The following is a 12,681-nucleotide window of genomic DNA, read 5'->3' on the forward strand; positions in this document are numbered from 1 at the left end:
TTTCATAGCAATTTTTTTCCCACTCTACATCGTAGAGTGGGTTTTGTTTTTTTAGAAGAACGAAGTTTAAAATACATAAAAAATGAAGATGCTTTTTTCTAAACCATAAGATATGGTCTATATTTAATTTTTATAAATACGAAAAGCGATGTCCAAAATTTTAATTATTGAAGATGAAGATGCGATAAGGCGTGTTCTCAAAAAAATATTACTTGAAGAAGAGCAAAACTACATTGTTGAAGAAGCTGAGGATGGTTTGTTAGGTATTGAGCTCATTAAAAAGAACAATTATGATCTTATCCTTTGTGATATAAAAATGCCAAAAATGGATGGTTTGGAAGTCTTGTCAGCTTGTCAGAAACTAAATCCAGATCTTCCTGTAGTCATGATTTCTGGACATGGGGATATTGAGACTGCTGTAGAAACCATGCGTATGGGGGCTTTCGATTATATCTCTAAACCTCCAGATCTTAACCGCTTATTGAATACTGTAAGAATAGCCTTAGATCATACTCAATTGGCACAAGAAAACAAGCAGCTGAAAAAAAAGGTGTCTAAGAAATTCGAAATGATAGGTAATTCTGAGGAGTTGGAACAGATAAAATCTATGATTAATAAAGTGGCCCCTACAGAAGCAAGAGTTTTGATTACTGGTGAAAATGGTACAGGGAAAGAGCTTGTCGCTCATTGGCTTCACGAAAAAAGCGAACGAAATAAAGGACCATTTATAGAGGTGAATTGCGCAGCTATACCCTCAGAATTAATTGAAAGTGAACTTTTTGGTCACGTTAAAGGAGCTTTTACTTCTGCCAATAAAGATAGGGCTGGAAAATTTGAAGCTGCTAATGGAGGGACTATTTTTCTTGATGAAATAGGGGATATGAGTTTGTCTGCTCAAGCAAAAGTTTTAAGGGCTTTACAGGAAAATAGAGTGCAACGTGTAGGAAGCGATAAAGACATTAAAGTAGATGTGAGAGTTATTGCAGCAACCAATAAAAACCTAAAAGATGAAATTGCTGAAAAGAGATTCAGAGAAGACCTTTACCATAGGCTCGCTGTAATTCTTATTCATGTTCCTTCTCTAAATGAAAGACGAAGAGATATTCCAGAATTGATACGGCATTTTACAGAAAAAATAGCCGGAGAGCAAGGAACCAAGCCCAAAACCTTTGACGATAAAGCTATTTCAATTTTAGAACAACTGGACTGGACTGGTAATATTCGAGAGCTTAGGAATGTTGTCGAGCGCCTTATTATATTAGGCGATCAGCAAATTTCAGATAAAGATGTGAAGCAATTTGTGCAACTCAAGTCGACCTAATTGTCAAGCGTAGGAGGGACGTATTTTAAAAAATACATGATATCGCCACTCGGGTGTTCCCATTCTTTCACCATCTCAAACCCATACCTTCTGTAAGCAATACTCACCTTTCTAACTCGAGTTTCCGCATAAATAGGCAATTGAAGTGATTTAGAAATACGATACATTTCGTCTTTCATCTTGTAGGGGGTTTTGTCGCTGCTGTTGCCTCTAGCATCAGGTAAAATTCCCCAAAACCAACAGTATAGAAATTCCCCTTCAGTGGGGCGTTGCTGCCTTACAAATTTTTGGGATTTCAAGGCTTTAAGTCCTTTTCTTAATCCTGTGACGTTGACGGCAAGTTTTAAGTCGCTCAACAATTCCGCCCAAAAACCGTCGCTTTTCCCATCCATTTTGAAGAAAATAGCGATGCCTCTTCCATTATCAGAAACCAAAAGGGCCTCTTTATTTATGGCTTTCTCAACCATGTGCTTAGCTAAATATCTAAACCTTTCTTTCTTCTTGGAATCGTCTTTGACGATCTCTAGAGAAGTTGGTATTTCTTCTAGAAGTGTAGCTACATGGCCAATGATTTCATCTTTATCAAAATCTTGCTTCAAATCTGCTTGTTTTCAAGTTTAAAATTCAAATATAATTTAAAAATATTATCCATTACCAGAATTGGAAGAGCAAGTTTATGTCTGTAGGTCTAAGTTGTAAATGATTCTATTTTTTTTTAGATTTAAAGATTTTACAACACACGATCTGCCTTTTTTAAATCCCAAAGCGTACTTTTGCACATCAAAAAAAAACAGCCTTGAATTTATCAACTTACACCAAAGAATTTCCTAAAAACTTCAGTCTTGCTTTTCCCATAATGATGGGACAGCTGGGCCATGTTTTAGTAGGTTTTGTAGATAATTTGATGATAGGTAATTTAGGAGCAGCTCCATTGGCTGCTGTTTCTTTGGGTAATACTCTTATTTTTTTAGCCCTTTTTCTGGGTATAGGTTTCAGCTTTGCAATCACTCCCTTTATCGCAGAAGCGGATGGAGAAGCAGACATTCAAAAAGGGCGTGTGTTTTTTCAACATGGCCTAGTAATGTGTACTGTTAATGGAATTATATTATTCCTCCTCCTTTTATTAGCCAAACCTATTTTATATCACCTCGATCAACCTAAAGATGTTGTGGACTTAGCATTACCCTATTTAGACATTGTAGCATTTTCTTTGATTCCGCTGATGATTTTTCAGGGATTCAAGCAATTCGCAGATGGTCTTTCCATGACCAAATATGCTATGTACGCTATACTTTCAGCAAATGTGGTCAATGTTATTTTTAATTATTTATTGATTTATGGGGTTTGGTTTTTTCCAAGATTGGAATTAGAGGGGGCTGCAATTGGGACTCTTATCTCTCGAATTTTTATGCTTGTTCTTCTGTATTTAATTTTAAGTAAGCGGCCTAAGCTCAAGCCGTATTTTGTGTTGATGAAAAAGTCTTTGGATAAGAAAATATTTAAACGTTTGATCAATCTCGGTTTCCCTACGGCCTTACAGATGCTGTTTGAGGGGGGGATTTTTACAGCCACCGTCTTATTAGCAGGAACTTTAGGAACCAATTCTCAGGCTGCCAATCAAATTGCCCTAAACTTGGCCTCTATGACCTTTATGATAGCGGTTGGTTTGGGAGTCACTGCTACTATTCGCGTTTCCAATCAAAAGGGAAAAAAACAGTTTAAAACTTTAAGGGATGTAGCGTATTCTGTATTCTTACAAGTATTTATTATAGAAGGTTTTTTTGCGCTTGGGTTTATCCTGCTTAAAGGATTTTTACCTACTCTTTATATAGATGATGCAGAAGTCCTCATGCTAGCTTCGCAACTACTTGTTATTGCAGCACTTTTTCAATTGAGTGATGGTTTGCAAGTTGTTATTTTAGGAGCTCTACGTGGTCTTCAGGATGTTAAGATTCCGACGTTGATTTGTTTTGTTGCTTATTGGCTAATTGGATTTCCTGTGTCTTACTTTGCTGGTAAAGCTGAAGCTCTAGGAAATATAGGTATTTGGCTCGGTTTACTCACTGGCTTAACAGCATCAGCTATTATGTTATATATTCGATTTAATATGCTCTCCAAAAAACAAATTCTTACTTTTGAAAAAACAAAATCTACTGCATAATGAAATTACCCCGGTTTATATTAGGTGATAATACAGATGTTCCAGATTCTATATTTATTATTCATACAGAATTCCCAAGATTTATCATCGATCTAAAAACGGATGATATTGAGTGGTTTGAAAATTTTGATGTTGAAAATGAAGAAGAATTTCTTGAGGAAACCAATAATCTAGTAAAAGAAGCTAGTGAATTTTACGATAGAGAAGTAGATCGTTATCAATAATGTTGGAAACTTTAAAACAGATAGATCGCGAACTTTTTCTTTATCTCAATAATCTTGGAATTAAAGAATGGGATTGGTTTTGGGTGCTACTTACCGAAAAGGAAACCTCCATTCCGCTTTATGCTATTCTTTTATTTTTGATTTTCAAAAAAATACGATTGCGAGGTTTATTGATTACAGTAGTTGTTGTAGCGTTAATGATCACCTTTACAGATCAGATGGCCAACTTTTTTAAAGACAGTTTTCAAAGATTACGACCTTGTAACGAACCCTTTATTGAATACGGTAGGTTTTTGGCTAAGCGTTGTGGTAAATATGGCTACTTCTCTGGGCATGCCATCAGTTCTTTTGCGGTTGCAACTCTAGTGTCCAATGTTTTGAAACCTTACTATAAATATGTGTTTTACTGGCTCTTTTTCTGGGCTTTTATGGTGACTTATAGCCGTATTTACGTTGGAGTTCATTATCCAGCAGATATTTTTACGGGAGCAGTTTTTGGAATAGCCATCGGATTTTTGTTTTATAAATTATGTAAGTACCTGCGATTCAGGTTCGATAAATAATTCAAAAGCAAGACTTATAATTTTGCTTTTTTTAAAAGATAATCTGCAGCTTCAAAGGGACTCATTTGTTGAGATTGAATTTTCTTAAGGACTTCAGGAAATTCAGCTTTAATGGTTTCATTTTGGTAGAATTCTCTTTTTAATGAGTCTTCGATGGTTTGCGTGAGCCAAAACTGATTTTGATAGGCTCGTTTGTTCTCAAAGAAACCGTTAGATTTCACTATCGTAGCATATTTTGAAATCATAGTCCAGACTTTCTCAATTCCTACATTATTTAGAGCGCTGGCTAATTTAACTTTAGGAGACCAGCCGTTTTGTTTTGCTGGGTACATGTGTAACGCATTGGTGAATTCAACTTTAGCTCTCTTAGCAGGTTTAATATTTTCACCATCCGACTTATTGATGATAATAGCGTCCGCCATTTCTATGATGCCTCGTTTGATGCCTTGTAATTCGTCACCTGCTCCCGCTAGCTTCAATAATAAAAAGAAGTCGGTCATACTATGTACTGTAGTTTCACTCTGTCCAACGCCGACAGTCTCAACAAGTAAGATGTCAAATCCCGCAGCTTCGCATAGTAATATACTTTCCCTTGTTTTTCTGGCAACTCCACCCAGAGATTCACTAGAGGCAGTTGGTCTAATAAAGGCATTAGGCTCTTGAACCAATTTTTCCATTCTTGTCTTATCTCCAAGAATACTTCCTCTAGACACAGAGCTTGAAGGATCCACTGCTAATACTGCTACCTTGTGACCTTCATGAGTAAGACGAAGACCCAATTGCTCAATGAAAGTGCTTTTACCAACACCAGGGACTCCCGTAATACCGATTCTTAGAGATTTATTGGCATGAGGTAAACACGATGAAATGACTGTTTTTATATCATCAGTATGCCTTTTACTTCGACTTTCAATTAGTGTAATAGCTTGACTTAAAGCTGTTTTATTTCCTTTTAAAACACCTTGTATAAGCTCATTAATATCTTTTTTCTCTCGCCTCAAAGATTTAATTCTCTCAGCAGAGATAGCGCTCAAATTGGAATGAGAATCGCTTTTTTTCTCCTGAAGTGCTGATTTATTTTTTGAAGAAGGCATAGTTTTACATTTAGTACAAATTTATGAATTCATTTTTTTAATGCGCTATTGTGATTAGTATATTCGATTGAATTAAAAATTAAAATAATGAAAACACTTTATACTGCGAAAGCTACAGCAAAAGGAGGAAGAAAAGGACATGTGAAAACCGAAGATGGTTCAATAGATTTACCACTAAGTATGCCTAAAGAACTTGGAGGAGATGGTGCAGATGGAGTTAACCCTGAACAGCTTTTTGGATCTGGATATTCTGCTTGTTTTGGAAGCGCCTTAAGTCTTGTTGCTGATAAGCATAAAGTTGACTTAGGAGATTTTAGTGTATCAGCTTATGTGAGTATTGGTAAGGTTGAAGATGGAAATCTACAGCTATCCGTAATTTTAGATTCCTTCTTACCTGGTGTGGAAGACATCAAGACTGGGGAAAATTTAATAAATGAAGCTCATGAGCTATGTCCATTCTCAAGAGCGACAAGAGATAATATAGATGTCACTCTCAATCTTTTAAGAGACGAGTAATCAATTACTTGTAAAATAGTTTAAAACCTCAGTACTGCTGGGGTTTTGTTATTTCATAGCTTTAATACTTACTTATATGTTGAGTTTATTAAAAGACCACTTATCAGAAGAGTTCTTTTCTATATTAGGCCCCGACTTTTCTGAAAAGGATTACATCCACTTAGATTTATCTTCACGAAAAACATCTGAAGTTAACTTAGATTTATCGACAGAATTCGCCCTAGAAAACTATATCCATTCTTATTTGAACCAGAAAAAGGCTAAAGCCGCCTTTGGAGGATATCTGGAACAAAGAAGTCTTTATTCTAGAAGCTCTTATTTTGGTATAGAAACTACAGGAAACAAAAGGGATATCCATTTGGGTCTTGATATCTGGGCACCTTCAGACACTCTTATTTATGCACCCACAACTGGTGTAGTGCATAGCTTAAAGAATAATATAAACCATGGAGACTATGGGCCAACACTAGTTTTGGAACATCACATCCATAAACTTCGTTGGTATTCTTTATATGGACACCTCGCTTTAGATACCTTGTCTAAGTTTAATATTGGAGAAAGAATCACTAAGGGAGAAGCTTTTGCTAGTCTTGGGTCTAATGAGGTTAATGGAAATTATCCTCCACATTTACATTACCAATTAATCTTTGATTTGGAAGATTACGTTGGCGATTATCCTGGAGTGTCTTCAGAAAGAAAACTTAACTATTACCGCAATAATTGTCCTGATCCCAACCTTATCCTAAATTTTGAAATCTAATTTTTTAACAATAGTTTACCCATAGCCTTTTAGTTATATTTGCAAAAAAGAAAAGAAAAAATTGAAACCACAAATAATAAACGAAACTTCTAGACTTAAATCTGTAATTCTAGGTGTTGCCAATTCCAATGGAGGTGAGCCCGATCTTGAAGATGCTTACGATCCAAAATCAATTAAACACATTAAGGAAGGGACTTACCCTGAAGAAAAAGACATGGTAGAAGAGATTGAAGCTGTTGCTTTTATCCTAAAAAAACACAATGTTGAAGTTTTTAGACCTCAAGTTATTAAAGGGTATAATCAGATATTTTCCAGAGATATCGGGTTCGTGATAGATAATAAATTCGTCTTTGCTAATATTCTACCTGATCGAGAAAAAGAAATAGAAGCCATTGATTTTGTCTTAGATACAATTGATGATGACCAAAAAATAAAACTTCCAGAACAGTGTCATATTGAAGGCGGAGATGTTATGCCTCATGGAGATTATATTTTTGTAGGAACCTATAGAGGCGAGGATTATTCAAGCTTTATTACTGCTAGAACTAATGTAGAAGCTGTAGATGAGCTTCAAAAATTATTTCCTCAAAAAACTGTAAAATCGTTCAATCTTAGGAAATCTAATACAGATCCTAAATCAAATGCTTTGCATTTGGACTGTTGCTTCCAGCCTATAGGAGATAATTTTGCGATTATCCACAAACATGGATTCTTAGAGGAAGAGGAGTATAATTGGTTAGTTAACCTATATGGAAAAGATCAAGTCTTTGAAATCGATGCTCAAGAAATGTATGATATGAATAGCAATATTTTTTCAATTTCTGAGAAAGTGGTTATCTCTGATGTATATTTTAAGCGATTAAATGCTTGGCTAACTTCAAAAGGGATACAAGTAGAAACTGTAGATTATAGAGAAATTGCTAAACAAGAGGGTTTGTTGAGATGTTCAACATTGCCTTTAATAAGAGAATAAATGAAACAAATTACAGATACCTTAGTCATGATACGCCCTGTTAACTTCAGAATGAATGAAGAAACAGCAGTGAATAATTACTTTCAACACTCTACAGGAGACTTACAGGAAAGTGTCAATGCCAAAGCACAGAAGGAATTTGATACGTTTGCAGATAAGTTGAAATCAGTTGGGGTTAACATCATAATAATCGACGATATTGCTTCTCAGGATACTCCAGATTCTATTTTTCCAAATAACTGGGTTTCTTTTCATGAAAATGGAGATGTAGCTCTTTATCCCATGTTTGCTAAAAATAGGCGAAAGGAGAGACGTGAAGATATTTTTAAGACCATTGAAGCTGAAGGTCGATTCATCAGGAACTTTATAGATTATACTTCTGCGGAGCAAGAGGATTTTTATCTAGAAGGGACAGGGAGCTTGATCTTGGATCGGGTAAATAGTAAAGCCTATTGTGCGTTATCACCAAGAGCAGACGAAGATTTAGTTATCGAGTTCTGTGAAGATTTTGAGTATACTCCAATTATTTTCAATGCTTACCAAAACTTTAAAGGAGAAAGACTTCCTATTTATCACACCAATGTTATGATGTGTGTAGCCGAAGAATTCGCAGTGATTTGCTTAGATACTATCGATGATAAAAAGGAACAGAAATTAGTTGCTGATAGTCTTATGCAAGATGGAAAAGAAATTATTTCTATTTCTGAAGAACAAATGAATAATTTTGCAGGAAATATGCTTCAGGTTCAAGGCCAAGCAGATAAATTTTTAGTAATGAGCCAAACTGCGCATCAGGCATTGTCTCAACACCAGATTAAAATTATAGAACAGTATTGTAAAATTTTAAGCAGTGATTTAGAGACTATAGAAACGCATGGCGGCGGTAGTGCAAGATGCATGCTGGCAGAAGTGTTTATACCTAAAATTGTTTAAAAAAATTGCATATAAATTAAAAAGCCAGCTTTTAAAAGCTGGCTTTTTAATTTAATTAGCTTCTTCGCTAATAAATTTTATTCGGTAAAGTCTCAATTCTTCTTCATCGTAATCGCCATCAAACTCTTCAATAGCCGCGTTGATGCTATCTGAATTAGCTTCCAAGAAGTAATCGTGAATTTCCTCTTGTTGATCTTCGTCTAAAATATCATCTAACCAGTAATTGATGTTTAATTTAGTCCCGCTAAATACAATAGCTTCCATTTCTTTGATAAACTGCTTCATTTCGAAACCTTTGCCATCAGCAATGTCTGTCAATGGTAATTTCCTATCTATATTTTGAATGATATACAGTTTGTTAGCACTATTGGCACCAGTGCTTTTTACTACCAAATCGTCTGGCCTTAAAATCTCATTTTCTTCAACATAATATTGAATCAACTCTATAAACTCTTTCCCAAACTTTTTAGCCTTCCCTTCACCGACACCGTGAATATTGACCATTTCTTCTGAATTGATAGGATATTTTAAAGCCATGTCTTCTAAAGAAGGATCTTGAAATACTACAAATGGTGGGATCTCCTTTCTTTTAGCTACTTTTTTTCTAAGATCTTTTAGCATCTTAAGTAGCTTTTCATCGGTACCTCCAGAAGGTTTGGAGGAGGTGTTGATAGTAGATAAGTTAGTGAAGTCATTATCTTCTGTCATCATAAAAGAAGTATTGTTCTTTAAAAACTCTTCTCCTTTAGGTTGTAATTTCACAACTCCATAAGACTCTAATTCCTTTTTGAGGAATCCAGAAATTATCACTTGGCGCAATAAAGCTGTCCAGTAGCTCGCAGGCTTATCTTTCCCAGCCTTGAAAATTTTAAGATTTTCAGTTTTATTAGACTTGATAAGGACGTTGATACTTCCGCAAAGCGTGTGAACTATTTCTTTAGATTTAAATAACTGTCCGGTTTCTATTACCGTTTTCAGTATTAAATCAACATCGTCTTTAGCCTCTTTTTTCTTTTTAGGATAGCGTATATTATCGTCCATGTCACCGCCGTCACCAGTCTCATTGTCAAATTCTTCGCCGAAATAATGTAAAATATATTTTCTACGTGAAATAGAACTTTCAGCAAAAGCAACCACATCTTGAAGTAAAGCATGACCTATCTCTTGTTCAGCAATAGGCTTTCCGCTCATAAATTTCTCAAGCTTTTCAATGTCTTTATGATTGTAATAGGCAACACAATGGCCTTCACCACCGTCCCTTCCTGCTCTTCCCGTTTCCTGATAGTAACTTTCTATACTCTTCGGAATGTCATTATGAACTACAAATCGAACATCGGGTTTATCGATCCCCATCCCAAAAGCAATAGTTGCCACTACGACATCTATATCTTCCATCAAAAACATATCTTGATGCCTGCTTCTTGATTTAGCATCAAGTCCAGCATGATAGGGAACGGCTTTGACGCCATTGACTTGAAGTGCTTGAGACAATTGCTCTACCCGCTTTCTGCTTAGGCAATAGATAATACCACTTTTACCCGAGTTTTTCTTAACAAATTTTATAATGTCAGAATCTACATCATCTGTTTTTGGACGAATTTCGTAATATAAGTTAGGCCTGTTAAATGAATCCTTAAAGGTTTTAGAATTTGGAATCCTTAGGTTTTTAAGGATGTCTTCTTGGACTTTAGGGGTGGCAGTCGCTGTAAGACCAATGATAGGAATATTCTCTCCTATGCGTTCAATAATATTTTTTAAGTTCCTATATTCAGGTCTAAAATCATGCCCCCATTCGGAGATACAATGGGCTTCATCTATGGCTAAAAAGGAAATGTTTTCACCTTTTAGAAACTCTATGTATTCAGTTTTAGTAAGAGATTCTGGAGCAACATAGACCAACTTGGTAATGCCGCTAGAAATATCTTCCTTGACTTGTTTGACTTGTGTTTTATTCAAAGATGAATTCAAAACATGAGCAACCCCGTGGTGTTCAGAAATATTTCTTATAGCATCCACTTGGTTTTTCATAAGGGCTATAAGCGGAGAGACAACTATGGCTGTTCCCTCTTTAATTAATGCGGGTAGTTGATAACATAAAGATTTGCCTCCACCAGTCGGCATGATCACAAATGTATCTTTGTTTGAAATAATGCTTTTTATAACCTGTTCCTGAAGACCTTTGAACTCGTTAAAACCAAAGTATTTCTTTAATTCTTGATGTAAATTGATTTGTTCCAATTGAAATTTTACTATTTAGTTTTATTTACCTTTGTAAAATTAAATATACGCATTCTTTATAAAGTGCAATTATTAAATGTAGCAAATTATGGAAGATGTAGCGATACAATCTTACGCCAAAGATATCATATTAATGGAATCTAAGGCAATACAAAATCTTGAAGCTTTAATTGATAAGTCTTTTTCTGATGCTGTGAAGGCTATTTTTGACTCTAAGGGGCGAGTGATCATTACGGGCATTGGTAAAAGCGCAATCATCGCTACTAAAATTGTAGCGACTTTAAATTCAACAGGAACCCCTGCTGTCTTTATGCATGCTGCAGATGCCATTCACGGAGATCTTGGAACAATTTTGAAAGACGATATTGTGATTTGTATTTCAAAAAGCGGGAATACACCAGAAATAAAGGTCCTTGCACCGCTTATCAAAAATTTTAAAAATACATTAATTGCAATTACAGGAAACAAAGATTCTTTTTTGGGTAAGCAAGCCGATTTTGTGCTTAATACATTTGTTGAAAAAGAAGCTTGCCCCAATAATCTTGCGCCTACGACTAGTACAACAGCTCAATTAGTCATGGGAGATGCTCTAGCGGTATGTTTATTGAAATTACGCGGATTTTCAAGAAATGATTTCGCTAAATTCCATCCAGGCGGAGCTTTGGGTAAAACGTTATATTTGAGAGTAAGCGACATCACTTCACAAAATATGAAGCCACAGGTGAATCCAGAAACTCCTCTTAAGGATGTGATTATTGAGATTTCAACTAACATGCTTGGGGTAACGGCAGTTTTAGAAAATGATGAAGTTATCGGTATTATTACAGATGGAGATTTGAGGCGGATGTTAAGCACTACTGAAAACTTTACCAAACTGAAAGCCAAAGATATAATGACCAAAAACCCAAAAACTATTGCCAATTCTGCCATGGCAATTGATGCTTTGGATCTTTTGGAAACTTATGATATTACGCAACTTATCTCTCATGAAAATGGAAAATATGCTGGAGTAGTTCACCTTCATAATCTCGTAAAAGAAGGCATTATATAATATGGCTAAATCCAAGCAAACGAAAAATCCAAACGAAATGTCCTTTTTAGATCATCTTGAAGATTTAAGGTGGCATTTATTGAGGGCAACACTCGCTATCCTTGTTGGGGGTGCGATTGCTTTTTGGTTGAAGTCTTTCATTTTTGACGTGATTATATTTGGGCCAAAGCGGGCAGATTTTTATACCTATAGTGTATTATGTAATATTTCTGAATACCTCGGGTTGCAAGAAAGTTTTTGTTTTGATGAGCTTCCTTTCAGAATACAAAGTAGGACCATGGCAGGACAATTTAGTGCTCACATTTGGACCTCTATTACTGCTGGTTTTATCATGGCTTTTCCTTACGTTATTTATCAATTTTGGGCTTTTATAGCGCCTGGATTAGCCTCTTCCGAAAAGAAAAACGCAAGGTGGTTTATCATTGTCACCTCTTTCTTATTTTTCTTAGGGGTCTTATTTGGGTATTATGTCATCACTCCTTTGTCGGTTAATTTTTTAGGGAGTTATACCGTGAGTAAAGAAGTTTTCAACGATTTCGATTTAAGCAGCTATATAGGTTTGGTGAGAGCCTCTGTACTCGCTAGTGGCTTAATTTTTGAACTGCCTGTTATTATATATTTTTTGACCAAAGTAGGTTTGGTAACTCCAGAATTTCTAAGGCAAAACCGAAAGTACTCTTTGGTGTTTATATTGATTATTTCAGCATTGATAACACCTCCAGATATCGCCAGCCAAGTGATTGTTGCTATACCGGTTTTGGTCTTGTATGAGGTGAGTATTTTCATTTCTGTATTGGTTTTAAGAAAGCAACGTAAAGAAGAAAAAAGAAAAAACAAATAGATAATT

13 protein-coding genes are annotated in these 12,681 nt (G+C 35.5%); 10 read left to right on the plus strand and 3 right to left on the minus strand.

Annotated elements, in window-relative coordinates; translation table 11 throughout:
- Window positions 1-148 precede the first annotated feature (148 nt).
- Entirely contained in the window at window positions 149-1,321 is a 1,173-nt protein-coding gene (locus P700755_RS11880; protein ID WP_015024904.1) for a sigma-54-dependent transcriptional regulator, read from the plus strand.
- On the opposite strand, the gene P700755_RS11885 is transcribed toward P700755_RS11880, so the two are convergent.
- Complete coding sequence (locus tag P700755_RS11885) at window positions 1,318-1,920, minus strand: hypothetical protein (RefSeq protein WP_015024905.1); 603 nt, start codon at window positions 1,918-1,920, stop codon at window positions 1,318-1,320. The two genes, P700755_RS11880 and P700755_RS11885, sit on opposite strands and share 4 nt — an antisense overlap.
- A 197-nt stretch (window positions 1,921-2,117) precedes the next feature.
- Between P700755_RS11885 and P700755_RS11890 the strand changes: the two genes are divergently transcribed.
- From P700755_RS11890 to P700755_RS11900, 3 genes are read left to right on the plus strand one after another with little or no spacing between them, the layout of a single operon-like run.
- Window positions 2,118-3,482, plus strand: coding sequence for an MATE family efflux transporter (locus tag P700755_RS11890; RefSeq protein WP_015024906.1), 1,365 nt, complete (start codon window positions 2,118-2,120; stop codon window positions 3,480-3,482).
- On the plus strand, window positions 3,482-3,706 hold the full coding sequence (locus P700755_RS11895) for a hypothetical protein (protein ID WP_003440919.1): 225 nt from the start codon (window positions 3,482-3,484) through the stop codon (window positions 3,704-3,706). Before P700755_RS11890 ends, P700755_RS11895 begins: the two co-directional genes overlap by 1 nt.
- A complete protein-coding gene (locus P700755_RS11900; protein ID WP_015024907.1) occupies window positions 3,706-4,269 on the plus strand; it encodes a phosphatase PAP2 family protein in 564 nt (187 codons plus the stop codon). The genes P700755_RS11895 and P700755_RS11900 overlap by 1 nt, the downstream gene beginning before the upstream one ends.
- A 14-nt stretch (window positions 4,270-4,283) precedes the next feature.
- Here the strand turns inward: P700755_RS11900 and meaB are convergent, their stop codons facing one another.
- Window positions 4,284-5,363: a methylmalonyl Co-A mutase-associated GTPase MeaB gene (gene meaB / locus P700755_RS11905; RefSeq protein ID WP_015024908.1), complete on the minus strand. Its 1,080-nt coding sequence runs from the start codon at window positions 5,361-5,363 to the stop codon at window positions 4,284-4,286.
- 87 nt (window positions 5,364-5,450) lie between these two features.
- Here meaB and P700755_RS11910 point away from each other — a divergent pair, with 87 nt between their 5' ends.
- The 4 genes from P700755_RS11910 to ctlX all read left to right on the plus strand — a co-directional run bounded on the left by P700755_RS11910 (window position 5,451) and on the right by ctlX (window position 8,545).
- The gene (locus tag P700755_RS11910) at window positions 5,451-5,879 is read left to right on the plus strand and encodes an organic hydroperoxide resistance protein (RefSeq protein WP_015024909.1); all 429 of its coding nucleotides are present in this window, start codon (window positions 5,451-5,453) and stop codon (window positions 5,877-5,879) included.
- Between the two features lie 76 nt (window positions 5,880-5,955).
- A complete protein-coding gene (locus P700755_RS11915) occupies window positions 5,956-6,639 on the plus strand; it encodes a peptidoglycan DD-metalloendopeptidase family protein (RefSeq protein WP_015024910.1) in 684 nt (227 codons plus the stop codon).
- A 61-nt stretch (window positions 6,640-6,700) separates the two neighbouring features.
- Complete coding sequence (locus tag P700755_RS11920) at window positions 6,701-7,612, plus strand: dimethylarginine dimethylaminohydrolase family protein (protein WP_015024911.1); 912 nt, start codon at window positions 6,701-6,703, stop codon at window positions 7,610-7,612.
- On the plus strand, window positions 7,613-8,545 hold the full coding sequence (ctlX, locus tag P700755_RS11925) for a citrulline utilization hydrolase CtlX (protein WP_015024912.1): 933 nt from the start codon (window positions 7,613-7,615) through the stop codon (window positions 8,543-8,545).
- Between the two features lie 51 nt (window positions 8,546-8,596).
- Here the strand turns inward: ctlX and P700755_RS11930 are convergent, their stop codons facing one another.
- Complete coding sequence (locus P700755_RS11930) at window positions 8,597-10,783, minus strand: ATP-dependent DNA helicase RecQ (protein ID WP_015024913.1); 2,187 nt, start codon at window positions 10,781-10,783, stop codon at window positions 8,597-8,599.
- 88 nt (window positions 10,784-10,871) lie between these two features.
- Here P700755_RS11930 and P700755_RS11935 point away from each other — a divergent pair, with 88 nt between their 5' ends.
- Entirely contained in the window at window positions 10,872-11,834 is a 963-nt protein-coding gene (locus P700755_RS11935) for a KpsF/GutQ family sugar-phosphate isomerase (RefSeq protein WP_015024914.1), read from the plus strand.
- Between the two features lies 1 nt (window position 11,835).
- Window positions 11,836-12,675: a twin-arginine translocase subunit TatC gene (gene tatC / locus P700755_RS11940; RefSeq protein ID WP_041758350.1), complete on the plus strand. Its 840-nt coding sequence runs from the start codon at window positions 11,836-11,838 to the stop codon at window positions 12,673-12,675.
- Window positions 12,676-12,681: the final 6 nt, after the last annotated feature.

This window comes from Psychroflexus torquis ATCC 700755 (assembly GCF_000153485.2).
GTDB classification, from domain to species: Bacteria; Bacteroidota; Bacteroidia; order Flavobacteriales; family Flavobacteriaceae; genus Psychroflexus; species Psychroflexus torquis.

Excerpts from the sequence above, each read along its gene's own strand:
- tatC (WP_041758350.1), top strand. The coding sequence starts at position 11,836 with ATGGCTAAATCCAAGCAAACGAAAAATCCAAACGAAATGTCCTTTTTA.
- ctlX (WP_015024912.1), top strand. The coding sequence starts at position 7,613 with ATGAAACAAATTACAGATACCTTAGTCATGATACGCCCTGTTAACTTC.
- P700755_RS11880 (WP_015024904.1), top strand. The coding sequence starts at position 149 with ATGTCCAAAATTTTAATTATTGAAGATGAAGATGCGATAAGGCGTGTT.
- P700755_RS11900 (WP_015024907.1), top strand. The coding sequence starts at position 3,706 with ATGTTGGAAACTTTAAAACAGATAGATCGCGAACTTTTTCTTTATCTC.
- P700755_RS11935 (WP_015024914.1), top strand. The coding sequence starts at position 10,872 with ATGGAAGATGTAGCGATACAATCTTACGCCAAAGATATCATATTAATG.
- meaB (WP_015024908.1), bottom strand. The coding sequence starts at position 5,363 with ATGCCTTCTTCAAAAAATAAATCAGCACTTCAGGAGAAAAAAAGCGAT.
- P700755_RS11915 (WP_015024910.1), top strand. The coding sequence starts at position 5,956 with ATGTTGAGTTTATTAAAAGACCACTTATCAGAAGAGTTCTTTTCTATA.
- P700755_RS11910 (WP_015024909.1), top strand. The coding sequence starts at position 5,451 with ATGAAAACACTTTATACTGCGAAAGCTACAGCAAAAGGAGGAAGAAAA.
- P700755_RS11895 (WP_003440919.1), top strand. The coding sequence starts at position 3,482 with ATGAAATTACCCCGGTTTATATTAGGTGATAATACAGATGTTCCAGAT.